General features: G+C 55.8%; 29 protein-coding genes. 24 read left to right on the top strand and 5 right to left on the bottom strand.

What is annotated here, in order from left to right; translation table 11 throughout:
* Window positions 1-77 precede the first annotated feature (77 nt).
* Window positions 78-944 (bottom strand): carotenoid biosynthesis protein, encoded by an 867-nt coding sequence (locus FKP33_RS17055; protein WP_127609486.1) that lies wholly within the window; start codon window positions 942-944, stop codon window positions 78-80.
* Window positions 938-1,117 (bottom strand): hypothetical protein, encoded by a 180-nt coding sequence (locus FKP33_RS27240; protein ID WP_127609484.1) that lies wholly within the window; start codon window positions 1,115-1,117, stop codon window positions 938-940. Before FKP33_RS27240 ends, FKP33_RS17055 begins: the two co-directional genes overlap by 7 nt.
* A 69-nt stretch (window positions 1,118-1,186) precedes the next feature.
* Here FKP33_RS27240 and FKP33_RS27235 point away from each other — a divergent pair, with 69 nt between their 5' ends.
* The 21 genes from FKP33_RS27235 to FKP33_RS16950 all read left to right on the top strand — a co-directional run bounded on the left by FKP33_RS27235 (window position 1,187) and on the right by FKP33_RS16950 (window position 21,961).
* Complete coding sequence (locus FKP33_RS27235) at window positions 1,187-1,354, top strand: hypothetical protein (RefSeq protein ID WP_155613960.1); 168 nt, start codon at window positions 1,187-1,189, stop codon at window positions 1,352-1,354.
* A 79-nt stretch (window positions 1,355-1,433) separates the two neighbouring features.
* On the top strand, window positions 1,434-3,719 hold the full coding sequence (locus FKP33_RS17045) for a DEAD/DEAH box helicase (protein WP_141335843.1): 2,286 nt from the start codon (window positions 1,434-1,436) through the stop codon (window positions 3,717-3,719).
* Entirely contained in the window at window positions 3,716-5,389 is a 1,674-nt protein-coding gene (locus tag FKP33_RS17040; protein WP_141335847.1) for a ribonuclease H-like domain-containing protein, read from the top strand. Before FKP33_RS17045 ends, FKP33_RS17040 begins: the two co-directional genes overlap by 4 nt.
* A gap of 83 nt (window positions 5,390-5,472) precedes the next feature.
* Entirely contained in the window at window positions 5,473-6,282 is an 810-nt protein-coding gene (locus tag FKP33_RS17035) for an Fpg/Nei family DNA glycosylase (protein WP_141335842.1), read from the top strand.
* 18 nt (window positions 6,283-6,300) lie between these two features.
* Window positions 6,301-7,152, top strand: coding sequence for a deoxyribonuclease IV (locus FKP33_RS17030; RefSeq protein WP_054796425.1), 852 nt, complete (start codon window positions 6,301-6,303; stop codon window positions 7,150-7,152).
* Window positions 7,149-7,490 carry a cyclic-phosphate processing receiver domain-containing protein gene (locus FKP33_RS17025; protein WP_054796426.1) on the top strand — a complete coding sequence of 114 codons (342 nt, stop codon included), beginning with the start codon at window positions 7,149-7,151 and terminating at the stop codon, window positions 7,488-7,490. The genes FKP33_RS17030 and FKP33_RS17025 overlap by 4 nt, the downstream gene beginning before the upstream one ends.
* 13 nt (window positions 7,491-7,503) lie before the next feature.
* Entirely contained in the window at window positions 7,504-8,280 is a 777-nt protein-coding gene (locus FKP33_RS17020) for an ABC transporter ATP-binding protein (RefSeq protein WP_141335841.1), read from the top strand.
* The gene (locus FKP33_RS17015; protein WP_054796427.1) at window positions 8,277-9,314 is read left to right on the top strand and encodes an SAM-dependent methyltransferase; all 1,038 of its coding nucleotides are present in this window, start codon (window positions 8,277-8,279) and stop codon (window positions 9,312-9,314) included. The genes FKP33_RS17020 and FKP33_RS17015 overlap by 4 nt, the downstream gene beginning before the upstream one ends.
* 15 nt (window positions 9,315-9,329) lie before the next feature.
* Complete coding sequence (locus FKP33_RS17010) at window positions 9,330-9,953, top strand: class I SAM-dependent methyltransferase (RefSeq protein WP_141335840.1); 624 nt, start codon at window positions 9,330-9,332, stop codon at window positions 9,951-9,953.
* 44 nt (window positions 9,954-9,997) lie between these two features.
* Window positions 9,998-10,468, top strand: coding sequence for a DinB family protein (locus FKP33_RS17005; protein ID WP_054796428.1), 471 nt, complete (start codon window positions 9,998-10,000; stop codon window positions 10,466-10,468).
* 180 nt (window positions 10,469-10,648) lie between these two features.
* Window positions 10,649-11,188, top strand: coding sequence for an N-acetyltransferase (locus FKP33_RS17000; protein WP_141335839.1), 540 nt, complete (start codon window positions 10,649-10,651; stop codon window positions 11,186-11,188).
* 155 nt (window positions 11,189-11,343) lie between these two features.
* A complete protein-coding gene (locus tag FKP33_RS16995) occupies window positions 11,344-12,456 on the top strand; it encodes a P-loop NTPase family protein (protein ID WP_141335838.1) in 1,113 nt (370 codons plus the stop codon).
* Window positions 12,453-13,685 carry a TadA family conjugal transfer-associated ATPase gene (locus FKP33_RS16990; RefSeq protein ID WP_236595911.1) on the top strand — a complete coding sequence of 411 codons (1,233 nt, stop codon included), beginning with the start codon at window positions 12,453-12,455 and terminating at the stop codon, window positions 13,683-13,685. The genes FKP33_RS16995 and FKP33_RS16990 overlap by 4 nt, the downstream gene beginning before the upstream one ends.
* A gap of 24 nt (window positions 13,686-13,709) precedes the next feature.
* The gene (locus FKP33_RS16985) at window positions 13,710-14,537 is read left to right on the top strand and encodes a type II secretion system F family protein (RefSeq protein WP_141335836.1); all 828 of its coding nucleotides are present in this window, start codon (window positions 13,710-13,712) and stop codon (window positions 14,535-14,537) included.
* 7 nt (window positions 14,538-14,544) lie between these two features.
* Window positions 14,545-15,420: a type II secretion system F family protein gene (locus FKP33_RS16980; RefSeq protein WP_258313466.1), complete on the top strand. Its 876-nt coding sequence runs from the start codon at window positions 14,545-14,547 to the stop codon at window positions 15,418-15,420.
* Window positions 15,421-15,449: 29 nt separating this feature from the next.
* Window positions 15,450-15,683, top strand: a complete 234-nt coding sequence (locus FKP33_RS16975; protein ID WP_054796431.1) for a Flp1 family type IVb pilin — start codon at window positions 15,450-15,452, stop codon at window positions 15,681-15,683.
* A gap of 6 nt (window positions 15,684-15,689) precedes the next feature.
* Window positions 15,690-16,724, top strand: a complete 1,035-nt coding sequence (locus FKP33_RS16970; protein ID WP_141335835.1) for a hypothetical protein — start codon at window positions 15,690-15,692, stop codon at window positions 16,722-16,724.
* Between the two features lie 23 nt (window positions 16,725-16,747).
* Window positions 16,748-19,036 carry a hypothetical protein gene (locus tag FKP33_RS16965; protein WP_258313465.1) on the top strand — a complete coding sequence of 763 codons (2,289 nt, stop codon included), beginning with the start codon at window positions 16,748-16,750 and terminating at the stop codon, window positions 19,034-19,036.
* A 37-nt stretch (window positions 19,037-19,073) separates the two neighbouring features.
* A complete protein-coding gene (locus FKP33_RS16960) occupies window positions 19,074-19,730 on the top strand; it encodes a TadE/TadG family type IV pilus assembly protein (RefSeq protein ID WP_141335833.1) in 657 nt (218 codons plus the stop codon).
* A gap of 2 nt (window positions 19,731-19,732) precedes the next feature.
* Window positions 19,733-20,257 (top strand): A24 family peptidase, encoded by a 525-nt coding sequence (locus FKP33_RS16955; protein ID WP_230875932.1) that lies wholly within the window; start codon window positions 19,733-19,735, stop codon window positions 20,255-20,257.
* Between the two features lie 51 nt (window positions 20,258-20,308).
* Window positions 20,309-21,961, top strand: a complete 1,653-nt coding sequence (locus FKP33_RS16950; RefSeq protein ID WP_373423905.1) for a DUF6382 domain-containing protein — start codon at window positions 20,309-20,311, stop codon at window positions 21,959-21,961.
* Between the two features lie 13 nt (window positions 21,962-21,974).
* On the opposite strand, the gene FKP33_RS16945 is transcribed toward FKP33_RS16950, so the two are convergent.
* Window positions 21,975-22,364, bottom strand: coding sequence for a RidA family protein (locus tag FKP33_RS16945; RefSeq protein WP_141335831.1), 390 nt, complete (start codon window positions 22,362-22,364; stop codon window positions 21,975-21,977).
* A 292-nt stretch (window positions 22,365-22,656) separates the two neighbouring features.
* On the opposite strand from FKP33_RS16945, the gene FKP33_RS16940 reads away from it, so the two are divergent.
* Both FKP33_RS16940 and FKP33_RS16935 read left to right on the top strand, forming a co-directional pair.
* Window positions 22,657-23,541 carry a PP2C family protein-serine/threonine phosphatase gene (locus FKP33_RS16940; protein WP_141335830.1) on the top strand — a complete coding sequence of 295 codons (885 nt, stop codon included), beginning with the start codon at window positions 22,657-22,659 and terminating at the stop codon, window positions 23,539-23,541.
* 160 nt (window positions 23,542-23,701) lie between these two features.
* Window positions 23,702-23,992, top strand: a complete 291-nt coding sequence (locus tag FKP33_RS16935) for a Dabb family protein (protein ID WP_054796439.1) — start codon at window positions 23,702-23,704, stop codon at window positions 23,990-23,992.
* A gap of 8 nt (window positions 23,993-24,000) precedes the next feature.
* Here the strand turns inward: FKP33_RS16935 and FKP33_RS16930 are convergent, their stop codons facing one another.
* Window positions 24,001-24,432, bottom strand: coding sequence for a DUF2269 family protein (locus tag FKP33_RS16930; RefSeq protein ID WP_141335829.1), 432 nt, complete (start codon window positions 24,430-24,432; stop codon window positions 24,001-24,003).
* 144 nt (window positions 24,433-24,576) lie between these two features.
* Window positions 24,577-24,909: an ASCH domain-containing protein gene (locus tag FKP33_RS16925; RefSeq protein WP_127605747.1), complete on the bottom strand. Its 333-nt coding sequence runs from the start codon at window positions 24,907-24,909 to the stop codon at window positions 24,577-24,579.
* Between the two features lie 105 nt (window positions 24,910-25,014).
* Here FKP33_RS16925 and FKP33_RS16920 point away from each other — a divergent pair, with 105 nt between their 5' ends.
* Entirely contained in the window at window positions 25,015-26,061 is a 1,047-nt protein-coding gene (locus FKP33_RS16920; RefSeq protein ID WP_373423907.1) for a M42 family metallopeptidase, read from the top strand.
* The last annotated feature ends 21 nt before the right edge of the window (window positions 26,062-26,082 follow it).

Genomic DNA, 26,082 nt, shown 5'->3' with positions numbered 1-26,082 from the left:
CTTGGAGCAGCCCCGTTAGGTCTTATTTTCTTGTCGTGCGGCCGCTTCTGCGACACGAAGGCCGCTGAGCGCAACCATCATGAGAACGCCTCTTTCCGCCTCCATAAGAAAAGCAAGGCGAGAAGCCCGACATTGGAAGCCGCTGCCCACCAGAGGCCGCTCTTCACGGCTAAAGTCAGAAACAACGATTCCAGCGTAAGCAGCAGCAGGAGAGGGATGAATTCGCCGAACGCTTCCCTGTTGCCCCGGCGGACCATATATTCATCATGCAAATAATTGATGATATTCATTATTAATAATGCCGTTAACCACCAGCAGACGTAATTGCTAAGCGGCACTGCATCGAACATGAGGTTCCAGGTCGCCGCCTCCTTTTGCACCCATGTCCAATACCGCTGTTTGACGGCTACCGGATCGAGCAGCAGGTCGATAGCCGTCACCATGCTGGCGGCCCAGATGGCGGGAAGCCAAAAGCTGCGCCGCTTCTTGCGAGCTCGCGCTTGCTTGATAGCCCTGGCGTTCGGCGCCAGCTTCTCCGCCAGGCTGAGTCCCCGCCAAGCGTCCGCAGCAGGTGAAGCGGGAGCGAACGCTTTCGCGATAATAAGCAGCATACACCAAGCGAACGGGATGGCCAGAGGCACCCCGAACACGAGCGGCGCGAATGCCGAACCGTAATCGTAGGCTCCGAACCACCGGCGGGTATGTACGCCGATCCATTCCGCTGCGTAGGAGATGCTCGAACAGACGACGAACAGAATTGCGGCCTGACGACTGCCGTATTTACGGGTATACCAGGTCAAGGCGGTGACGCCCCCGAGAATTAAATAAAAGCCGTTCACCCACGTGAGCCATCCGGGCAGGAAACCTCCGCTTACCAGCACATACCCGCACAAAAACCATAAGACGTATAAGGCTGTTAAACGAATCAGCCAGCGATTTACCATAGGAGTCGACTTTCTCCCGCAGCGGCCTCCCGTGACTTCCATGCGGTCGCCACGGCCTGAACAGCGGTTCGCTTTTTCTCGGGTAAGCTCGAGAAGGCGAGGTACAGACGGGGCGAATGCATGTTGACGACTTGTTCGCCTATTGGACAGGCTTCGATAAGCTTCGGAATCATGGAACTCACCTCATTATCAAGAATGGAAGGGAAGACGCTCCATTCTATGTATATAAAGATGGTGGACAAATGATACGGGAAATCGGACGAATGATACCGGGCAGCGAGGCAGGCTGCGAGCGATTCAGGCGGCAGGATAAAGTGAAGTTCGAAGTCCCGAACTTTATGCAGGGCGCCAAGCCGCTCGCGGATGATATTGAAAATAAAGTTGATGGATCGAACAGACATTCGGTATAATGGAGGAAACTAGGCTGACAACCTGCGGACGCTTTGCGGCCGCACCGGTTGCAGCGTCCGTCAGAAGGAGTCCGATTGCATGAACCGTTTGACCGGTAAAGTGTCTTCCATGAACGAATTGATCGACCTGGTTCGGGACACCCCGGAGATCATGAACCAAGTCACTTATTGGCACACGATCCCCGCTCGCGAGGGGCGTTACGAAGCTTTTCCCGAAGGGTTGAATACGCAGCTGCGCGATGCGCTGCAAGCTCGCGGCGTCGGCAGGCTGTATACGCATCAAGCCGAAGCTTTCCGCGAGGTTGCGGCCGGTCGTCACGTCGTGGCGGTTACACCGACCGCTTCAGGCAAGACGTTATGTTATAATTTGCCGGTGCTGCAAAGCATTCTGAACGACGAGAGCGCGCGAGCGCTCTATTTGTTTCCGACCAAAGCGCTGGCGCAGGATCAGGTTGCGGAGCTGCAGGAGCTGGCGACGGTGATGGGGGCGGATCTGAAGACGCATACGTACGACGGCGACACCCCGCCGAACGTGCGGCAGGCGATCCGCAACGCCGGGCATATCGTCGTGACGAATCCGGATATGCTGCATTCGGCGATTTTGCCGCACCATACGAAGTGGGTCAAGCTGTTTGAGAATATCCAATATATTGTCATCGATGAGGTTCACTCCTATCGCGGCGTTTTTGGCAGTCATGTGGCGAACGTCATCCGGCGCCTAAAGCGGATTTGCCGGTTTTACGGCTCAAATCCGCAGTTTATTTGCGCTTCCGCGACGATCGAGAATCCGAAGGAGCATGCCGAACGCCTCATCGGGGAGCAGGTATCGCTCGTGAACAATAACGGGGCTCCGTCGGGAGAGAAGCATTTTGTCTTCTATAACCCGCCGGTCGTCAACCAGCAGCTTGGCATCCGCAAGAGCAGCGTGCTGGAGACGCGGAGAATCGCCGGGCTGCTGCTGAAGCAGGGCATTCAGACGATTGTCTTCGCAAGGAGCCGCGTGCGGGTCGAAATTTTGCTGACTTACCTGCAGGAGCTGGTCGCTCACGAGCTCGGACCGAAGACGATCCGCGGTTACCGCGGCGGGTACTTGCCGAAGCTGCGCCGTGAGATTGAACGAGGCTTGCGCAACGGCGATATTCGCGGCGTTGTGAGCACGAACGCGCTGGAGCTCGGCATCGATATCGGGCAGCTGCAGGCGTGCGTGTTGAACGGTTACCCCGGAACGATCGCCAGCACCTGGCAGCAGTCGGGCCGGGCGGGGCGGCGGCAGGAGAGCTCGATTACGTTCCTGGTGGCGAGCAGCAATCCGCTGGATCAATATGTGATCCAAAACCCGCAATTCTTCATCGAAAAACCGCCGGAGCGCGCGCTGATCGAACCGGACAACCTGATCATTCTGGTCGATCACGTCAAATGCGCCGCCTACGAGCTGCCGTTCGAAGCGGACGAGACGTTCGGCGGCGAGTCGCTCCACGATATTCTGGAGTTTCTGACCGACGAACGCATCCTGCATCGGGCGAAGGATCGCTGGCATTGGATGGACCAGTCGTTCCCGGCACATGACATCAGCCTGCGTTCGGCGGCCCAGGAAAATTTCATCATCATCGATATGACGAATGGGGCCAGGGTGCTCGGCGAGGTCGACCGCTTCAGCGCGCCGACGCTTATTCATGAAGAGGCGATTTATTTGCACGAGGGCGTGCAGTTTCAGGTAGAGAAGCTCGATTACGAGGAAAAGAAGGCGTACGTCCGCGAGGTCAACGTCGATTATTTCACGGACGCCAACCTGGCCGTACAGCTCAAGGTGTTGCATGTGCAGCGGGAGTCGGAGGAGCTCGGGCTGACGCGGCAATACGGCGAGGTTACGGTCAATGCGAAGGCGACAATTTTTAAGAAGCTCAAATTGAACACGCACGAGAACATAGGTTCTGGTCCCATTCATTTGCCGGAAGAAGAGCTGCACACGAGCTCCTATTGGTTTACGTTCGACGACGAAATGGCGGCGGACATGTCCGTGAACGACATGCAGTTTGCGCTGCTCGGGCTGTCGAACGTGCTCGTGCATATCGCACCGCTTTATCTCATGTGCGATCCGCACGATATTCGCGTCGTACCGCAAGTGAAGGCCGTACATAACAAGAAGCCGACGATCTTCTTCTATGACCGATACCCCGGAGGCGTCGGGTTAAGCGAGCGGTTGTACGAGATGCACGGAGAGCTGCTTCGGGAAGCGGGGCGGATTATCGATTCGTGCGGCTGCTTGAGCGGCTGCCCGGCCTGCGTCGGTCCGATCGAGGAGGTCGGATTGACCGGCAAGCGGCTGGCGCTCGACCTGCTGAAGCGGGCGGGTGGACGGCGATGAGCTCGCTGCGCGAGAGGCTGCTGCGCCATAAGAAGCCTTCGGCGGGAAGCGGGGAGCTGAGCCCGGGGACGACCGCGGAGGGCGGGCAGGTTCTCGCCGCCCGCGACGGGGAGCGTGGGAGTCTGCGGAACGAGGCGGCAGGGGGAGCGGAGAGCGGGCGTGACGAAGCGGAGCGGGAGGCGAATCGTCCGCAGGCGGAGCGGGAGTCCGCGGAGACGCTGGCCTGGCGTGAGCTGGGAGCGGAGCTGCAGCCGGGCGAGTGGGGCGATTTTGTGATGCGGCGCGTCCACTTCGGGCTCGACCACGAGCATGGCCTGCATGCGCTTGGCGAGCTGAGAGAGCGGGCCGAACGGCTGCAGCATCTGCTGGCGACGGGGAAGCGTCCCGGTACGAAAGGAAGACGCGGCGCTCAGCCGGCCGTACAGCCGCCGGACGATACCCCCGGCTCCGAATCGGCGGGTGTTGTCCCGAATGAGCCGGAGCAGCCGCCGTCTACGGCGGTCGAGCGGCTGCTGTTCATCGATACCGAGACCACGGGCCTCGGGCAGGGGGCAGGGAATGTGCCGTTTATGATCGGAATCGGGTATATGGAGGCGGATCGGTTTACCGTTGAGCAGATGCTCATACGCCATCCCGGCGAAGAAGCGTCCATGCTCGCTTATTTACAAACTAAAATTGCCGAGCGGCCGGTTCTGATTTCCTACAACGGCAAATCGTTCGACTGGCCGATCGTCCGCAACCGGTTCATCCTCAATCGAATTCCACTGCCGGCCGAACCGGAGGGACATCTCGATTTCCTGTATCCGTCCCGCAGCCTATGGAAGCGGACGCTGCCTTCGGTGCGTCTGGGGCAAGTGGAGACGTCCCGGCTCGGCGTATTCCGAAGCGACGATGTGCCCGGCTCGATGGCGCCCGTCCTGTATTTTAAATATTTGGCCGAGCGCAACCCCGAGGTGCTGTCCGGCGTGTTCCGGCATAACGAATGGGATGTGCTGACGCTGGCCGGGCTGGCTATTCATTTGGCCCGGCTGCTTGGGTACGAGTCGGATGGGGACGACGTGCAGGCGTTCGGACGGGAAGAATGGTTCCGCTATGGCAAGTGGCTGGAGAAGTGCGGAATATACGATGCGGCTATGGTGACGATGGAGGCGCTGGCACACGACTTGACGGAGCACGATACGGAGGCGGAGCCGGAGCGGGCCGAATTGGACAGCTGCGTGCTGCCGCTTGCTCAATATTTCAAGAAATACGGACGGTACGAAGAGGCGCTCGCGCTGTGGAACTTGTACATTCGTCGCATGGGAAGGGAGCGAACGGCTGCGCTCGAGCCTTTCATCGAGCTGTCGATGTACTACGAACACAAGGATAAACAGTTGGAGCTGGCGCTGCAGTACGCGCGTGAGGCGGAGGATGTGTTATGGCGACGCGACGCGTTGAAACGTAGCGTCGCGAAGGCAGGGCAGCGTCGGCGTTCGGCCGAGACGACGGACGAACCCTCTCCGGAAGCAGCCGATCTGATGAAACGGATCGAACGATTGGAACGGAAAGCGGCGAGCGCTTTATCCGGTGCCGCAAAGTCAGCAGCGTGCCGTCCCGAAGGCCAATCAGGCAAATCGCCTAAGAAACGAACGGGCACTGCACAGCTGGATTTGCTCTCGGACTTTTCTTAAGCGGATGTGAGCCCCGGGATGCGGTACATAAAACCGGTTCGACATGGAAATATAGAGGAAGACTATGTCGAGGGGGTGTCATTATGCCAGAGCTGCCCGAAATGGAAAATTACCGCCGCCTGCTGAGCGGATTGATCGTGAACCGTCTGATCACGGAAACGGAAGTGACGCGGGAGAAATCAATCAATATAGAGTCGCAACGGTTCGACCGGCTGCTTCGCGGACAATCGATCCGCCAGGTCGAGCGACGGGCGAAATATTTGCTGTTTACTTTGACGTCAGGAGAGACGTTAGTGCTGCATTTGATGCTCGGAGGCATTTTGTTCTACGGGACAGAAGCCGAGAAGCCGGAGCGTACCGTTCAAGTCCGCATCGGCTTCGGGGAGCGGTATTTGAATTTTATCGGGCTGCGGCTCGGCTACTTGCATGTCGTGGAAGCGGGACAGCTTCAGCCGCTGTTCGCCAAGCTCGGTCCGGAGCCGTTCGAGCCGTCATTCACGGAGCCGGCGTTTACGGAACGGCTTGCCCGTCGTAAGGGAACGCTGAAAAGCAATCTTGTCGACCAGAGCGTGCTGGCGGGAATCGGCAATTGTTACAGCGACGAGATTTGTTTTGACGCCGGCTTGCGTCCTGCCCGTAAACCGGCGTCTTTGCAGCCGGTAGAATTCGAACGCTTATATCTGTCCATGCGGCGAGTGCTGGCGGAAGCGACGGAATTCGGCGGTTATATGGACATGCCGTTGTACCCCGGCGATCGTTTAACAGGCGGTTTCGATAGCAGGTGCCGCGTTTACGACCGTGAAGGGGAGCCTTGCTTGCGCTGCGGCGGTACGATCGTACGCGAGGATGTTTCCTCGAAGAAATCGTACTGCTGTCCGGCGTGCCAATCGTAGAAGGGCGGTGGTGAGGACATGAAATTCGGCTGTCATATCAGCATCCGACGCGGCTTCCTGGAAGCGGCCAAAACCGCCACCCTGTTAGGAGCCGACGCGTTTCAATATTTCCCGAAAAATCCGCGCAGCCTGACCGTCAAAGTGTTCCAGCGGCAGGATGCGGCCGCTTGTGCGTCCTACTGCCGGGAGCGCGGGATCCGGTCGATCGCCCATACGCCTTATCCTACCCATATTGCGGCGGATCCGGGCGAGCTCCGGCAAGCGACGATCGATTCGCTGCGCAACGATCTGGACATTGCGGACGCATGCGGCTCCGTTGGCATTGTCGTTCATTTTGGCAAATTCCGGGGAAAAGACCCGTTACAAGGCTACAAAAATATTATACAATGTGTGAATGAAGTGCTTTCGGGTTATGCCGGGCAAACGTTATTGCTGCTCGAGAATCAGGCCGGTGAAGGAACGATGATGGGGACGACGCTGGAGGAGCTTGTACAGGTACGCCGGCTTTGCGAGCGGCCGGAGCTGGTCGGCTTTTGCTTCGATACATGCCATGCGTTCGCTTCCGGACTGTGGCCATCTTCGCCGTCGGAGGGCTGGCGGCAGCTGGAGGAGCGGATGGAGCAAACCGGCTATTGGGCCGATCTGCAAGCGATTCATCTGAACGACTCGCTCTACCCGCGCGGTGGCTGTAAAGATCGGCATGCGCGGATCGGTCATGGAGAAATGGGCGAGGAGCGTTTTGCCGCGATGCTCGGCTCAAGCAAGCTGCGTGAGCGCCTGAATTTGCCGGTCGTGCTGGAAACCCCTGTTCCTCGCGGCGTTACGCATGAATCGGAAATTTGTTATATTAGGGAGATGGGTACACGGTGATCCACGTATATTTGGATGATTTCCGCGCGTGTCCGCCTGGTTTCGTATTGGCTCGCAATCTCGAAGAGTGTTTGCTGCTGCTGCAAGAATATGAGGTTGACGTGTTGTCGCTGGATTACGACCTCGGCTGGGGTTTCCCGAACGGGCTTGAAGTCGTCCGCGCCATGATATCCTTGCGCGCTTACCCGAAACGAATCTTCCTCCATACGTCCAGCGATGCCGGCAGGAAGCATATGTATGAAATGTTGTACCAACAGAAGCCCGACCATGTGGCGCTTGTGAACGGCCCGGTGCCGCCCGAGCTGCTCATGGAGCTGGCTCATCCCGCTAAAGAATAGGTTGTGTGTACTGATGTCAGACGTATTATCGATGGATCAAATCCATTTTATCCGCGACGACCGCCATATATTGGCCGGCGTTCATTTCAACATCCGAGCCGGAGAGCATTGGGTCGTGCTCGGCCGCAACGGTTCCGGCAAGACGACGCTGCTCGAGCTGATGAACGGATACCAGTTTCCGTCTCGGGGTACCGTACGCGTTCTAGGCCATACGTACGGACAGTGCGACGTGCGGGAGGTGCGCAAAAGCATCGGTTATATCAGCCAGTCGCTTTATGAGAAATTGAATCCCGCCGATCCGGTATGGGAAGTCGTCGCTACCGGGGAATTCGGATTTTTGCGATTTTACGAAACGATCCCGCAAGGCATTCGCGAGAAATCGCTGGATAAGCTGCACGAGGTGAATCTGCTGAAGCTGGCGGATCAGCCGCTCGGCAGCTTGTCCCAAGGGGAACGGAAGAAGGTCATGCTGGCGCGAGCGCTCATGACGAGTCCGTCGATTCTGATTATGGACGAGCCGTGTGCCGGACTGGATCTGTATGAACGCGAGCGGCTGCTGGAAAATATCAATGTACTTGGCGGTGAGCAGATGACCGTCATCTACGTGACTCACCACATGGAAGAAATTGTTCCGATGTTTACGCATGTGCTGCTGATTGAGGAAGGCCATGTGATCGCTTCCGGCGCGAAGCGGGATGTGCTGACCGAAGATAACTTAATGAAGGCGTTCCAGGTGCCGATCCGGATCGAATGGTTCGGAGACCGTCCTTGGATCAAGGTGACGGGATGAGTGAAGCGATGTTGATCGGCACGTCCAATCGCGGTTATGCCCAGCAGGCGCAGGAAGAATTGCGGCGGCTGTTCTCGCCAGCCGCGGTTCGTTTCGCTTGGCTGGCGCCCGGAGAAACGTTCACGTTTACCGTGGAGCTGGAGCGGGAAGAGGCGGTACGTCGCGTGCTTGCGGCGGAGCCGGTATTTCTGCGGCATATGTGCCCGGTGGATGCGCAGACGTCCTGGAACGGAACGCTGGAAGAAGCCGCTGCGGCGCTAAAGTCGGCGATGGAAGCGTATCGCCCGTTCGTGCCGACGGGCTCGGCGATTGCGGTGCAAGCGCGCAAGCCGGAGACGGAGACGGGGCTTCCGTCGCCGTCAGCAATCAAGTCCATCATCGATCCGCTGCTCGAATCGCAGCTTTCGGCCGTGCCCGTCGTCCGGCAGGCGGATTGGATTTTGTCCGTATACATGACGGGGGAATCGTTGTTCACGGGCCTGTCGCGGCCTGCGCATAACTTGTCCGATTGGGCGGGCGGCGCTGTACGGTTCCGCAAGGAAGACGGTCAAGTGTCGAGGGCCAAATTCAAGCTGCTGGAAGCGGAGCTGGCGTTCGGGCTGGACTTCGGCCAATACAAGCATGCGCTTGACATTGGCGCCGCGCCAGGCGGCTGGACAAGCCTGCTGCTTGAACGGGGACTCGCCGTCACCGCCGTCGATCCTGCGAAGCTGGACGCATCGCTGGTGAAGCACCCGAAGCTGACCTATTTGGCCAAGAAAGCGGATGAAGTCGTTTTCGTCTCGGGCCAATTCGATTTGCTCGTTTGCGACATGAGCTGGAGCCATCGCCAAATGACGAAGCTTGTCCGGGAGCTGATGTATGCGCTGAAGCCCGGCGGCACGGCGATCATAACCGTGAAGCTGATGCATAAGAAGGCGTTTCAGACGATCCGTGAAGTCGTCGATGATTTCGCGGGCACGATGACGCTGCAGCAGGCTAAACAGCTTTTTCATAACCGGGATGAGTTGACCTTGTTCCTCATTCGTCAGTAGAAGGAGTAAAGGCGTATGACGTCGGAAGCGTATTGGGATGCGATCTTCGCTGGACATCAGGCGGAAAACCTCCGTTACGATTTATGGTTGGAGCCGTATGCGGAGATGCTGCAGCAGAGGAGTGGCCGTCCCATCCTCGATTTGGGCTGCGGCGCGGGCAACAATACGCTGTATGCGGCTGAGCGCGGTTGGCCGGTGATCGCCTGCGATCGATCCGGGGAAGCCTTGAAACGGGTAAACGAACGTCTGCCCGGTGTGCCGACGGTTCGCTTGGATTTGCGGGAACGGCTGCCGTTTGACGACGGAATCGCCTCGGCCGTGATCGCCGATCTTTGCTTGCATTATTTTTCATGGGCGGAAACGGTATGCATGGTCGACGACATTCGTCGCGTGCTTTCAGCGGACGGACTGCTGTTATGCCGGGTTAATTCCACGCGTGATCAGGAATACGGCGCCGGGCAGGGTACGGAAGTGGAGCCCCATTATTATGCGTGGGAAGGCCAATTGAAGCGGTTCTTCGACCGGGCACAGGTCGATCGTTTGTTCCGCGGCTGGGCGCTTCTGAATGCCGAGGAGCAGGTCATGACCCGGTATGCAAAAGAGAAGCAGGTGTGGATGATCGCGGCGGCCAAGCGTTGACAGAAGGCGGCATGCCGTTACTAACATGCGGGAGGTTTGGGGACATGGAAACGCTGGTGCAAAGCTATGCGGAAGGTTACAATAAACTGGTGCAAGCTATCGAGGGAGTAACGGATGAAGAGCTGTTATTCAAGCCGGCCCCTGAGAAGTGGAGCATCAAAGAAGTTGTCATTCACGTATGCGATGCGGAGATGGTAGGGGTTGACCGCATGAAGCGGACGCTCTCGGAGCCGAATCCGCTGTTGTTCAAATTCGACCCGGATGCATGGGCTTCGCGAATGGATTACCAGTCTCTCGATATGCAGTTGTATTTGACGCTGTTTCAAGCGCTTCGCGCTTCTATGGTTTCCGTGCTCACAGCATTGAAGCCGGAAGATTGGGAGCGAACGGCCGTCCATAACGTGACCGGGAAGCACACGCTGGAGGACATCGTGCGCATGTTCGATCGCCACGTGGATACGCACATTCGCCAAATCGAGCGGAACAAGCAAGCTTATGCGGCCGTCGTTCGTTAGGCGATAATTGGCTTGCCATTTGCTGTTTTATGAGTATCGGATTGAGCTTGGAAGTTTTACAGAGTCCCGAGAAGCAAAAGCCTATGGTCGATGGCCATAGGTTATTTGTTTTGCAGCTTTGGTAACTAAGAGCTATTGAGATATATAGGGGAATAATGGTATGTTCAATGTAACGTTACCATGGAATACGCAACAGGTTATCGAATTGAAGAATTCCAATGCTCAATTGCTGAATATGAGAGTTTCTTAAAAGAACAGGCACAGGAGTTTCAAGAACTTAATATCTCACGAACGTTTTTACTTATTAACAGGATGAATGCGGATATAGTTGCTTACATGGCACTTGTTTCTGATTCTATCAGACTAAGTATTGATGAGAGAACAACCCATTTCCCAGAGAAAATTATGTTTCCCAATTTTCCGGCAATTAAAATTGGAAAACTTGCTGTAAGCAGTATCTACCAGCAGGAGTATAAGGGAATTGGGTCACTGATGATTGAACTTGCGAGAGGTATTGCTCAAGAGGTCAATGACTCTGTTGCTTGCAAATTTATTACTGTGGACGAAGATATAGAGAATGATGAGCACGTGACTGATTTTTATTATAAAAACAACTTTGTCTTGAATGAAGAATTCAATAAGGGCAAACGAAGAACAATAAGTATGCGATTAAATATTTTCGACGACCCTCAGGCAGCAGTTCAAGAAGATACTGCGTAGTTACCTTGTGGCTTTTTGTCATAGCACTTGCCATTTCCAGTATTTATGATATAATACGAATTAATTCAATAAAAGAAGCAGCGGAAGCACCGTTGTCAGGGATATTACCCCGACAACGGTGTTTTTTGTGCTGCAAGAAAGGAGGGGACGGCCTAATGGCCAAAATGCAGCTCGTGCTGCTGGATGCCGACACCTATTTCGGCGGGATGCTTTCCGCTTATATCCGTTCTTCGGAGTTTGCCGAGCGGTTCAGCTTTCATTGGTTTACGTCTCGGGCAGAAGGGTTTCGATTCGTCGAGGAAACGCGACAACCGCAAATTGTGCTGGTGCACGAAGCATGGCTGCCGCTGCATGAAGCGCTGTTCGCGTTGAAGACGGGTTGCACTGTTATCGTCAGTGAGACGGAGCGTACCGGCGGGGTGCTGGAGTATCCGGTTCTGTTCAAGTACCAGCCGTTGAACCGCCTCCTGTCGTCGGTTGCTTCTCATTATAACGAGTACAGCTATCTGGAACCGCTTCGGGGCAGCAAACGTTCCGGCGTTATTACCGTTTATTCGGCGGTCGGAGGAAGCGGCAAGACGGTAACCGCGGTCCATCTGGCCGCGCAGCTCGCCGAACATGGGGAGCGCACGTTATGTCTTTCCTTGGAGCGTCTGCCGTCGCGGGGCTGGTACGAAAACGAGCCGATGGAGAGCGAAACGAGCGAGACTTTCTCCCGGCTGCTGTACTATGCCAAAACGCGGCCTGAGCAAATCCCGGCCAAGCTTGAGCAGTTAAAGCGAACGCACCCGACATGGAAATACGATTTCATTCCGCCCCTTACGCACCCGGCGGAATGGGACGACATCGAGGCTTGCGACATCAGGAGGCTGTTCGAAGGCATCGTGAAAGCCGGGATCTACGATCGGATCATCGTGGATGCCGATTCCTCGGACGGGCCGTTGACGACGGAGCTGCTCAAAGTGTCCGGTCTCGTGCTCTGGCCGTTGACGGATGACGTCATTCAACTGCAAAAGTCGAAGGATTGGTTCGAAAGCCGCCGCCTGCGTCATCAGCAGGAAGCAGAGGAGTTGCAGGCTAAAGTCCGGTTCGTCCTTAACCGGTTTACCGGCACCCAGGCCAATGATATGGCATCGTACTCGTTTAAGGTCAGCGCCCGGTTACCGTATGTGCCGGAATGGAAAAATGTCGCGCAAGCGGATCGCATGCTGTTGAGAGGATTTGCCGACGAGGCTGCGGCGCTTGTTCGAGGGGGCGGTTCGCCTTGACGGCGGAACAGAGCTGGATCGACCTGAAGCAGCAGCTGAAGCTGACCATTCAAGATCGGATCGACTACGGGTCCTCGCTTTCAGACGAGCAGCTGCTCGAGTTAATAGAAGCGGAAGTTTTCACCCGGTCGATGGAAAACTTTATTTCGGCCGGACGCAAGCATAAGCTGGTGCGGGACATCTTCGATTCGTTCCGCGGGCTCGACGTGATCCAGTCCCTGGTCGAAGACAAGGAAATTACGGAAATTATGATCAACTCTCATGAACGGATTTTTATCGAGAAGCACGGGCAAATGATACAGACAGATCTGGCTTTCGAAAGCCGGGAGAAGCTGGAGGATACGATTCAGGCGATCGTCGGCAAAGTGAACCGCATCGTCAACGAATCCAGTCCGGTTGTGGATGCGCGATTGACAGACGGCTCGCGTGTACATGTCGTGCTTCCGCCAATCGCACTGGACGGACCGACGATGACGATTCGAAAATTTCCCGCTCATCCGTTAAGCATGCGCGATTTGATCGCCATGCAAGCGATATCCGAGGAGGCGGCGCAATGGCTGATCCGTTTGGTCAAAGCCAAATACAATGTGTTCATCAGCGGCGGCACGGGTTCGGGCAAGACGACGTTCCTGAACGCCCTGGCCCAGCATATTCCGCCGGACGAGAGGGTCGTTACGATCGAGGATTCGGCAGAACTGCAGATCCGCGGCATACCGAATGTCGTACGGTTGGAGACACGCAACGCCAACACCGAGGGCAAGGGAGAAATCTCCATCCGCGAGCTGATTCGCGCTTCGCTGCGGATGCGTCCGAACCGGATCATCGTCGGAGAGGTTCGCGGCGCCGAGGCGCTCGATATGCTGCAGGCAATGAACACCGGGCATGACGGAAGTTTGAGCACAGGTCATGCCAATTCGACGACGGATATGCTAAGCCGTTTGGAAACGATGGTTTTGAGCGGGGCGCAATTGCCGCTCGATGTCGTTCGCAAACAGATGGCATCCGCGATTGATGTGATGGTCCATTTGCAGCGGCTCCGGGATCGTTCAAGAAGAGTAACCGAGATTAGCGAGGTAGCCGGAATCGTGCAGGGGGAGGTGGTATTGAATCCGTTGTACCGGTTTGAAGAGCAGGGCGATCAAAGGGAAGGTCCGATTATCGGCGGCCTGGTGCCGACCGGCAATGAGCAGCGGCAACTGGCCAAGCTGCACATGAGCGGCTTGCTGTAGCAAAGCTGCGGAAGGAGGCGTGATATGGATTCGATGAAGAAGGCGATTTCGTTCCGCCGTAAGCTGGAATTTATCAAACGGGGGCAGTTCGGCGAAGAAAGCAATCATGCAGTTGCGGATTATAACGAGATCCGTTTGTCGAGCCGCGAGTGGATGGGGACGGTACTGCTGGGAGCCGGATTGTCGGGCGGTGTGGCATGGATTTTTTATAGACATCCGTTTGCGGTGCTGGCGTTCGCTTGTGCCGGGTTCGCCTTCCCGGCCATTCGCCGGAAGCAGCTGTTGTTGAAACGCAAAGCGCAGTTAAAAATTCAATTCAAGCAGCTGTTGTCCGCCATCTCCTCATCGCTAAGCGCCGGGAGATCGGTGGAGAGCGCCATCCGCGAGTCATTGAACGATTTGAGACTGTTGTATCCCGATGCCTCGGCCCTGATTATCCGGGAGCTGGAAATGATGGTCCGGCGCATGGACAACGGTGAGAGCATCGAATCGGCATTTATCGGTTTCGCCCGGCGTGCGCACGTGGAGGAAATTTCCCAATTCGCCGATATATTTGTCATTTGCAAGCGGACAGGAGGCAACCTGGTGCAGGTCGTGCGCAGAACGACACTGCTCATTCAAGAGAAGCTCGATATTGATCAGGATTTGCAGGTGCTGCTGGCGCAAAAAAAGTTCGAGTCAAAAGTGCTGGCCGTCGCCCCTGTCGTTTTTGTCGCCGTGATGGCGTGGAGCGCTCCCGATTATATGCTGCCGCTTTACGAAGGAACGGGGCATTTGATTATGACATGCTCCTTACTGCTGCTGTGGATTTGCCGACTGTGGATTCAAACCATTATGGACATAAAGGTGTGAGCGGCGTATGTCGTGGATGCTGGTTTTGCTGCTGCTGCAAGTCACGGCGGCCACTATGCTGGCGGTGTCGTCTCACCGGTCGTACGCTTCCTGGTTACTGGAGTTCCGCCGGCTGCTGCCGAAAGACCCGCTGTATTGGGCAGCGGCTGCCGCCCTGTGCGTGATCGACAGGCTGCAGCTTGCGGAAAGGCTGAGCGAACCGCTCCATCATGTTCATCAAGTGATGATCGGCTTGCATGGCGCCAAGTCTGCCTTAACGCATACGCGGTGGTTTGTCGCGGGATCGGTGCTGATCGGATGGGGCTGGGTGCTTCTCTTTACGCTGCTCGGGTCGCTGCTCGATGATAACGCCGAAATGCTCGTTTACGGGCTGTTGTTAGGTGTGGGAACACCGCTGGCGCTGTACAAGAGAGAGCAGGGAGCCCTGATCCGCAAGCGGCGTTCGATGCTGATCGAGCTGCCGGAGGTGTTGAATCAGCTGATGCTGCTCGTCGGAGCGGGAGAGACGGTGCAGCAGGCATTGATCCGGATCGCCGACAAAACCGGGGCATCGGCCGATCCGCTGCGCATGGAGCTTTCCGAGGCGGCGCGAACGTTGAAAATGAATGGTTCTTTTACAAAATGCATGGAGGATTTCAGCAAACGGTGTTCTCTCCAGGAAACGACCTTGTTTACAACAACGCTGCTTTTGAACTACAGACGCGGCGGCGAGGAGATGCTCGTTTCGCTGCGCGAACTGTCCATGACGCTGTGGGATAAGCGGAAGGCACTTGCCAAGACGCTTGGCGAAGAAGCGTCCTCCAAGCTTGTATTTCCGATGGTGCTTATCTTTTTTATCGTCATGGTTATCGTGGCCGTTCCAGCCTTGTTAATGACGGCCTAATCATCTTTACGAAGCGGGAGGAATGGGGAATGTTCGCATTTAGAGAGGCATGGAATCGGTTTTGGAAGGAGGAGGACGGGCTCGGGACGCTGGAGATTTTGCTCATCGTCGCGGTACTGCTGATTATAGCGATAGCTTTTCGCAAGTGGATCATGAAGTGGATGCAGCAATTGTTCAACAGCGCGGATTCCGAAATTAATACGGAAACGAGCAATTTGCGCGGGACAGGGAATCAATTGGGCCAGCCGCAAACGACCCCGTAACCGCTCATGGAGCGTCTGCTATTCCGTAAGGGCTTGGCGGCTCGGCTGAGGCGTCTGGTCTCCTCGAAGGAAGGACAATTTACGCTGGAGGCTGCATGGACGCTGCCGATTATCGTCCTGTTGACGTTCTCGCTCTTGTGGCTTGCGGTGATGATGTACCGCGAGTCCGGCTTATATTTCAACGCGGGCCGGTTGGCGGAACGAACGGCCTATGTCTGGGACAACAGCCGGAAGGACATGGTTACAGGAGCGGTCCGGCCTGAAGCCGGGGACGGGCTTTATTGGCGGTTGGCTGACGACGGCCTGTCGCAATGGTTTAATGTGGCGAACCCGATGAGCCCGGTTCGCGTAGCTTTACCGCAGTCTGCAGGAGAACGCGATACAGCGGAAGGGCCGGCCGGAAAATTGGCCCGAACGGCTGGCTTGCTGGATGTTTCCGTACGAGGCTCGTTGTCGTTTCAGCACTACGGTTTGTTCAGGGTCGTACGGGCGGCTTTGGAGAGGAACATCGAGGTGCCGGCAACGGCGAGCCGCTGGTTCAAGTCCACCGAGATCGAAGCGTTCGCTGCGTCATATGTCGTCGAGCCGGTCGAAACGATCCGCTTGACGGACCTTACGCGGACATTCATCTCGGAAATTCAAGGGCGTATCAAGCCGAAACAAGCATTGGCGGCCATGGTGCAGCCCGCCTCCGACGTCAAGCAGCCGGTGCCGGTTACGAGCCATGCGCAAGCGGCGGAGTATGTGCGGCTGTTGGTGAACGGGACGGAGACGATCGTTCAAGCGACTCCCGAATCCAAACGGACGATCGACGCGCTTGACGCATCCGGCGTCGCGCATCAAGCCTACTACACGTTCAATGAAAAAAATTTACGCGAGGTCCAAATGCCCAAAGATCTCGAGCTGTTAAAGAAAGGTGTGCAAGTAAAGGGCGTCGTCTGGCATTTTTTCAAAACCTCGAATCAGGATAAGATCAAGCTGTCGCAAGGCTTGAGGAAAGAGCTGGAGCGCAGCGGCATCGTCGTTGTGTTCCATGAATGAGGAGAACGGCGGGAGGTGAACGATTGTTCCGCTTCAAGCGATGGTGGCGAAGCGAAAAGGGCGGCGTTTCTATGTATCTCATGATGATTTTACTGCCGCTGCTTTTGTTCTTAGGTTTGTTGATTGACGTTTTACGCTGGAAAACGGCGGATCAGGAGGCGGAGCTGGCCGTGAAAGCCGGTGTCCGCTCCGTCATGTCCGCGTATTCCAAAAATTTGCAGGCTTACGGCTTGTACGCCATAGAAACGGGAACCGTCGATGCGAACGGCGAATTCGCCAAGACGGTGTCCGACAATTTGTCGGATTCTGCGGGAGCCGACCGATTCGTATGGATGCGTCAGGAGCTAGTGCCGGGAACGGCCAAAGTGACTCCAATATATCCGTTATCCAATCATCAAACGATGAGGCAGCAAATCTTAGAGGAAATGAAGTATCGCGCACCGCTTAACTTTGCGCTGGAAATTGTGGACAAATTTCAGAAAAACGGTGTTGCGGCCGCGATGGGAGACGCCTCCCGGTTCGGTGAACGCGCCTCTAAAGTGGAGGCTCTGATCGGGGAGCGCGACAAGAAGATGAACGAGGCATGGCAGGAGTTCGCCGCGATCAAGCAAAAATCGGCGGACATCACGCCGTTCTATCAAACGCAGCTGCGCGATTTGAACGAATTGAGCGCGCGTATCGGTGTTCATACGCTTGAAGATACGCGTTTGGCGCTTCAGCAGGCCAAGGCTCAGGCGACTGCCTTACAGAACCAAATCCGCAGCATTGACGGTTCAATCAATTCCTTGGCGCAGGCGGGCGCGGGCGCCGTTCAAGCGATCGCGCAGCTCGCCCAATCCCGCGCCGAGCTCGCCAGCCAGTATCAGATTGCGATGCAAACGGTAACCCAATACGAGGAGTTGATAGCCAATTTCGTGCGTTACGGCGAACTGCTGCTGGTCCTTCAAGGGAAAACCGCGCTGGATCAAGACGAGCTCCATACGAAACTCATCCGGTTCCAGCAAGCGTTCAAACAAACGGTACTAGCGAACGATGCGTTGAACGCCGAAATGGAGCAAATCAAGAACGGGGGAGGGGGCTCTTCCACAACGGCAAAAGCGGACGACGTGTTCGCCCGGGTGCAAGTGATCGGCAAACAGGAGCTGGATCAATGGGAGGCCGATGCGGGCGGAGCCGTCGCTCAATTTTCCGGCTTTCATGCGCAAATGAACGACGGTATTTGGTTTACGCAGCAAAAATATGCGAACACGATCGCTGCGGTCGAAGGCTCAAAGCAAACGCTCGATACCGCGTGGACACGCATGTCCCCGGAGATGAATCGCAGAAGTCAAAGCCAGAAGAACATTCAAGACGCGAAGCGGGAGCAGCGGGCGAAAACGCAAGCCGTATTGGATCAAGTGAGACGCGGCATCGGCGCTTGCAGTCTCGTCTCCGGCGTCGACCCTTACGAATCGTTGTATCACTCGCTTCAGGGAAATCCGGCAACGCCGGGGGTAAAAGGCTATTTCCAGACGTTCATGGAGATGAATCGTCAGCAGGATAACCTTGCCTCCGTCCCGACGGCTCCTTTAGATAATCCGGATCAGGCGGGTTTGAGCGCGCTTAAACTGGCATCCGGACTCGAGAACGTCCTCTCGACGGTTCGGGACGAGTATTATATCGATGATTACGCCGTCAGCAAGTTCAGCTACCGGACGCTCGGAATGGAGAAAGATTCGTACGGCCGCATCCGTACATCCAAAGAGCTTTCGATGCCGGAGCAGCATCCGCTTGCCAACCAGGAGGTGGAGTATATGATCTATGGCGCCGCTTCTTGCGCAGGCAATTATTCGCTTGCTTATGCGGAGATGTTTGCGTTTCGTCTTGCGATTGGCGTTGCGGAGGCGCTGCTTGCCCCGGACGCCAACTCGCTGGCAGCCGGTTCGCCGCTGCTGGTGCTGCTTGCGGCTGTTGCCGAAGGGGCCGTACAAGCGCAGCAGGATATGGCGCTTTTGATTCAAGGGGATTCGGTACCGGTTTCTAAAAAGCTTAGTTCGGCGATCGCTTTAAGCTATAAAGATTATTTGCGCATCTTTTTGCTGCTGCACAGTAAGGAAGCGGCGCTCTTGTCCCGTATTCAGGCTCTGGTGTATGTAAATACGGGTGTCGATTTAACCCAAACCGCGACCTACCTGTCCGGCAGCGCTTCGACTGCGTTTTCGTTCTGGTTTATGCGCGGTGTGACGCGTCTATTGGGAAATAACGGCTTTGCCGCATGCGGGGCGGATAAAGCGAGATGCAGCTTGTCCAAGACGGCCGATTTGCGCTACTAGGGCAAGTTATTTCGGGGTCCGATTGGAGGTGAACAGCATGCGGTGGGTGAAAGATCGTGAGGGCGGAATTGTCTTGGAAGCGGCGTTGGTGCTGCCGCTGTTCTTCTCGCTGCTTCTGCTGCTCGTATCGTTTATCCGTCTGTCTCTATGCGAAATGGCGCTTCAATCCACGGTTTCCGAAACGGCAAAAGTAATCGCCTCGAATATGTATCCGGTCGAGCTGTTGTACAACGAGGCGAAGCAGCAATGGGCCGCGAGTGCGCCCGGAGTTTGGCTCGATCAGGTGGTGACGCAGGCTAACGCCGCAAGGCAGCAGGTAGTGGACGCGGAATCGTTCACCGATAATTACAGCCGCTTCATCCCGGAGCCGATTGTGCGCCTGATGGCTTGGGAGAAATCGTATCGGGAACAGCTGGAGGCGAAGGGCGGCGAGTCGACGCAGGAGCTGAAAACGAGCATTCGCCGTCATGCGGCGGAAGCGGCGACGCCGATAATCGCCTCGTTTGCGGAAACCGGCATCTTACAACCGGAAAAGCTGAAAGTGACGGATTTACAGCTGCCGGATTTCAACGCGGGGACATCGGCATACGTCACGGTTGAAGCGCAGTACAGCTATACATTTTTGCTGCCGTTTTTCAAAAAAACGGTTGTGCTGCGCAAAAAAGCGACGGAACGCGCCTGGATCGGAGGATGAACATGTGGGCTTGGTGGATGGTTGGAATGATGCTTGCGCTTGCTTTTGCAACGGATATTCGTAAACAAATCATACCGAATTGGTTAACGGCAGCGGGGATTGGCGCCGGTTTGCTCGGGCATGGAATGGCTCAAGGCGGGTACGGGCTTGCTTTCTCGGCGGCGGGGCTGGCATGCGGATTTATACCGATGCTGCTGCTATATGCGGTGGGCGGCGTAGGGGCCGGAGATGTCAAGCTGTTTGGTGCGTTAGGGGCCATGACGGGCGCTGTTTTTACACTGTATGCGATGGTCGCCTCATTATTTTTCGCCGGTTTGATTGCCTTGATCGTCTTTATTTGCCGGCATGATCGCATGGTTCGGTTAAAAGAGACGTTTGCGATCGTATTTCAGCTCTGGATTTTACGCGACTTATCGGGATTCACGAGCAGTCACCGTGAGGACGGCAAGCTTCGCTTTCCTTTCATGTGGGCGGTGCTGCCCGGGACGGTTTACTCGTTTATTTATGGGGGGGACGGATTGTTTTGAGCCAGGCGCAGGAAAAGATGAAGATCGGATCGGAATAAAGGGGGGATGAACTTGACACAATCGATCTACGGGCTTCAGGTCGATTACAAGAAACAACAGGGTCACTTTATGACACTAACGGCCCCTGAGGGTCTGAAGCAGGAAGAACTGTCCGAGTTTCAATTGCGGATGGTGTCAGCGAATCGGATACCGAAGCTGCTTGAGCTGCAAGTGGAAGCAAAAGACGCCAGGCTGACTTTGTTTTACAATATTACAGGCAAACGTATGTTAACGCAGGGGCTTAGAATCGAGCCGCTTTCTTTGAAGCAATACTACGGGCTGCTGCTGCAAATCGTTGAAGTGCTCGACGACAGCAGCGTGTATATGCTGCAGCCTGGACGTTACTTGCTTAAAGAGGATTTTATTTTTTACGGGTTCGGGCTTGATGATCTGTATTTGACTTATGTGCCTAAAGAACATTTGGACGGGAAGGCGTCGGTTTCCACAGATTTGCAGCATTTGGCCTCCCGCTGGATCCATCGGGTCGTAGAACTGCAGGGTAACGGCTTTCAGGAGGTGATGCGTTACTTGCAGGAAGAAACGTTCAACCTTCCGGAGCTGAAGCGGTTACTGCTGCGGCAGCTGGAGCGTTCGCCGGGTTCGGCAGCGGCAGCAGGTCCATCCGCCGTCATTCAGGAAATGATGGAGGCGGGAGCCTCGTCTGCTGTTCGCCCTGACTTGGTTCCGCCTGCACCTCCCCTGTTCAAGGAGACGCCCTGGGGGGACGAGGCTGTGATACCGGTACCCGATAAATCGGAAAAGCAACCCTTTGAACCGCTTAAGAAGCGGCTGTTTCTCCTGCTGGGAGCTGTGCTCGTGCTTTGCTTCGTTTGGAAGCTGTATGCGGAAAATCCGAACGAGCAGAAGCTTTACTTGAGCGCGGGAAGTACGGTTTTCTTGGGAGCTGCTTTACTATGGGGTTATCGGAGAATGGGACGGGAACGCGGGTATGAACGACCCGGCTCCATCGAACTAGGCAGCGCTGGCGTATTGGCGCCGAAAGCAGAGGGGGAGGCAGCCAGGCACGCATTTTTGAGCCGTGCCGGACTGGTGGAAGAATTGTATACGCCGGTGGACGATCGATCGACGCTTGCCGAACCGGACGGTTATGCGGTCCGGGCGCAAGCATGGGATAAAGCTGGCGATAACCCGATCTGGTCGTCCGCATGGAATAAGAATGAAGCCGGAGATTATGCGCTCCAGTCGTCGTCCGCAAGGAACGAGGCTGGTCACGTTGCGGCAGGTCCATCCCTGTGGCAGCATTCTTCCGTCCATTCGGAATTAAGCGGTCGAACGACGCTGCTGCTTCCATCGGATGCCACCGTCCTGCTTGGCCCGCCGCAAGCAGGCATTCATGTGAAAATGCCGTATTTGGAAGTATCGCGAAGCGGGAGCGGGGGGAGCCTGGAGCGAATCGATCTGAGCAAGCCCAGCTTCGTGATCGGACGCCAAGGGGCGGAGGCCGACTGGGTGATCGAGGAGGCAGGCGTATCCCGGCTGCACGCCGAGTTTGTGAAAGAGCCGGACGGATACGCGGTTAAAGATCTTGGATCGCGCAACGGAACATGGCTGAACGGCGAGTTGTTGGTTCCTTATCAGACGCATCCTCTTCGTGAAGGCGATATCGTAAAAATTATATCGACCGAAATCATCTATAAAATTTGAAGATCATCGCAGCTCAATCGCCCAAATAAACCATGGCTTCAATCTCAATCAGTGCGTCGGGGTGAGAGAGTCTGCTCACTTCAACCAGTGTGCTGGCAGGCTTGTCATTGCCGAAATAACGCTCGCGGACAGAGGCGATTTCAGAACGGCGTTGGATGTCTGTCAAAAAGATAGTCAGTTTGACGACATCGGAGAAAAGGACTTCCGCTTCGTCTAAAACCGACTTGATGTTTTGAAACACTTGCTCGGCCTGGATTTCGGCATTCCCCAAGCCGACAAGGCGACCAAGATGATCGGTAGGCAGCATCCCGGATACGATCATCATGTTACCGAAGATCACGGCGTCGCTATAAAGCACGCCCGTTTTCCGGGAGTTTTTCTGAATGCGTCGGATTTTACTCATGCACAATTTATCTCCTTTTCAATTAACAATCACCGGGAGTATTCATCCGGCGTGATGTAACGATACTTCAAGTAAAAAGCTAAACTTCACTTTTTTCAATTGCGATGTTCCTTTATATGAAACAGTTAAGTGTCAGATGAAGTCGTCAAATGGACTCAAAAATTGTGGAATTTGCCATGTTGCAAGGGTGACCGGCGAACTTTTACCCCATTTTCAGGTGCATCCGCTCGGCTAAGATGATATAGTAAACATCATAACGACCGAAATCACCTATAAATTGGAGACTTGAGCCGTGAAAAAAACGATTGCCGTACACTGGCACTATGGCGCCGCCACCCATAGCGGTTGGCACCGTGCGACGAACGACGACCGCTCTTTGATACGCATTGGACTGACCGCTGGCGGAACGCCTTATGCCGTGGCGGCGCTTGCCGACGGTATGGGCGGGCTTGGGGCCGGCGGGGCGGCCGGGGACGCCGCGATGGAGGGACTTCGCACATGGCTGGAGGAGCGGCTGTCGAAGCTGCTCGATCGCAAGGACCGGTGGAGCGCGTTCGAGCGTGAAGCCGTCCGGCAATTCCAAACGATTCACGGCCAAATCGTGGAACAAAGTCATAAGCAGGGGGAGCGTCAAGGAACGACGCTTACGCTGCTTCTTTTGATCGGCGCCGTTTATTTGATCGTTCATATCGGCGACTGCCGCGTGTACAAATTTAGTCCGGGCCAAGACTTGAAGCGGCTCACCCGCGATCATACTTGGGTAAACGGACAAGTGCGGCGGGGGCTGATGTCGAATGAGACGGCACGTAAACACCCGAAGAGGAACGTTCTGCTCTCGTTTCTCGGAATGAACGGCAATCCGCGCGTCGAGGTGCAAAGCGGGCTTTACACGCCGGGGACGCTGTTCTTGCTGTCCAGCGACGGATTTCACGGATCGTTCCCGGAAACGGAAATTCGCGTCATGCTGACGGCAGCCCGGGACCGCGGGGAGGGCGCGCAGGCGATCTGCGACGAGCTGCTTTCCCGGACGCTGGAGCACCGGGCTGCGGACAATATCAGTATTCTCGTGTTGAAGGCGATGGACCGGCATGCGGGCGACAACCCGATCTTGATCGGGTTAAAGCTTTTCTTGCACCGGCTGCGTCGTTTGCGGCTGTCATCCTATTTTCTTCCGTAAACGACAGCTTGGAAGTGAATCGATCTAGCTTCCTCCTTACAGGTAATGATATAATGAGTTGTCCATCAAGGTTTGGAACTTCGATGAATGGTCGGCTGTGCAAGCCGGTAAATAAGCAGAATGATACATATAATGCGTAGCAACAAAAGGAGAACGTGAGATGCTGACACACGTAGTTATGTTCAAATTGAAGGACCGCAGCCCGGAAGCCGTCCAAGCGACGGCTGGGGTGCTGAAAAATATGGAAGGCAAAATCGAGGTGCTGCGTTCGATCGAAGTAGGGATTGACGTCCTTCGTTCGGACCGCTCTTACGACATCGTGCTGATCACGAAGTTCGATTCCAAGGACGATTTGAGTGTGTACGATAACCACCCGCTGCATGTCGAAGTGAAAGCGTACCTCAAGCAGGCGGTTGACGGAACGAGCGTGTGCGTCGATTTCGAAAGTTAAGAAAAGCCCTACCACAAGGCGGGCTTCATGACCATCAAACCGAGCATAACGAACAAGACGAACATATACAAATAAAGGGCCCGGCTTAATTTGCGGACGAGAACCTCACGCTCGTGATCCGGCTGACGCAGCTTGCGGAGTGTCGGTGAGAAGGCGCGAGCCATAAAGAAGAGTGAAGCGAACAGCACGACGAACGTGCCGAATATCCACGGGGTCGTCCATGGCAGCCCGCTGAGCCACATGAGCAGCAAGCCGGAGAAGACCAGCACATGACCGGTATGTTTGGAAAGTCGCACGACGAATTGAAATGAATCCAGATAAGTATGCAGGACGGCGCCTTCGGCGCTTTGCAGCTTGCGAAGCATCGGCAAGAGGACGAAGAACGGACCGATGGATACCATCGCGCTGATCACGTGAATATAAACGAGCCAAGCGTACATGAGCGGCAAACAACCTCCAAGCAGGGGGATGGGTGAACAAACAAGAACAAGTGTAGCGAGATCGGCCGGTCGCCGGCTTGAGGAAGTCCTCAAGCGGGCAAACGGCGCCGCGCTGCACTGTTTTCATTTCAACAGGAGCTTTTCTTACAAGGCGCGAAACTCGTGAACCCACATTTTCATTTGCGGCATCCACGGCATCCCGGCATGCAAAGACATGATGTACGTCTTATAGGCCTCTACACTCGGGTAACCTTCCGTTTGCACGTTCTCGTCGGTCAATTCGCCGATCGATTGCTGGTAGACGCGTGTGACCTCATATCGATGCCCGCGCAGCTCCATAATTTCACCCGGGTCAGCGTACCGTCCGTTGCGGCGGGTAGTTGTTTTTTGGCCGCTCAATACTTTCTCAATGTCGGCTTCCACCGTAATCATCCGGTCGATCGAACAGGTTTTCGGCGGCAATGCTTCGGTTGTCATTTTGTTTCCTCCTTGAGGGTTCGTCTGCAGTTATGCAATTCCATCCAAAAGCTTACACGAAAACGAAATTCGAATCAAATAAAGGAGCGTGACGTGAACTTGAACATGAACGAGTCATATATGCTGCAGCTGCTCCGAACGCTGCTCGAAACCCCCAGTCCGAGCGGCTTTTGCGCGGATATCATGCGCCTGTTGAAGCAGGAAGCCGCGGGGCTCGGTTATACGATGCAGCTGACGCCCAAGGGCAACGGCATCCTGACGGTAGAAGGGCGCGAGCCCGGCCGGACGATCGGCTTATCCGCACACGTCGATACGCTGGGCGCTATGGTGCGTTCGATCAAATCGAACGGAGCCTTGAGATTCACGCTGATCGGCGGATACATGCTCGGCTCCGTGGAGAACGAGTATTGCCTCGTCCACACGCGTGACGGACGAACCTACACGGGGACGATTATGACCAACAAGCCGTCGGTCCACGTGTTCGCCGACGCCCGCGAGCTGAAACGCGAAGAGGCGGTCATGGAAGTGAGGCTCGACGAGCCGGTCGCATCGGAGCAGGATGTGAAGGCGCTTGGGATCGGGACAGGCGACTTTATTTCGTTCGATCCGCGCGCGCAATTTTTGCAGAACGGGTATATCAAGTCCCGCCACCTAGATGATAAAGCGGGCGTCGCGGCCTTGTTCGGACTGCTGGAATGGCTGAAAAGGGAGAACGTTCAGCCGGCCTGCACGCTTCAGCTGCTGATTAGCACGTATGAAGAAGTCGGGCACGGCGCCGCATGGATTCCCTCCGACATTACCGAATTGCTCGCCGTCGATATGGGGGCAATGGGTGACGATCTGCGCTGCACCGAGCTGGACGTCTCGATTTGCGCCAAAGACTCGTCGGGGCCTTACGATTACGCGATGACGTCGCAATTGATCCAGCTGGCTAAACGCGAAGGCTTGTCCTATGCGGTCGACATTTACCCGCAGTACGGATCCGACGCCTCGGCCGCCCTGCGCGGAGGCAGCAACATTCGCGCCGCGCTGATCGGTCCTGGCGTACACGCTTCGCATGCGATGGAACGGACGCACCGGCAAGGCATCGCTCATACCGCGGCGCTGCTCGCCGCTTACGTGATGGACCCGGCGCCCTTGTACGAGGCGTAACAGCCTTGCCCGTAAGCAGCC

This window comes from Paenibacillus sp. tmac-D7, assembly GCF_006519665.1.
GTDB lineage: Bacteria > Bacillota > Bacilli > Paenibacillales > NBRC-103111 > Paenibacillus_G > Paenibacillus_G validus.
The sequence above is the reverse complement of the archived record's forward strand: the minus strand, read 5'-3'. Positions and strand labels throughout refer to the sequence as shown.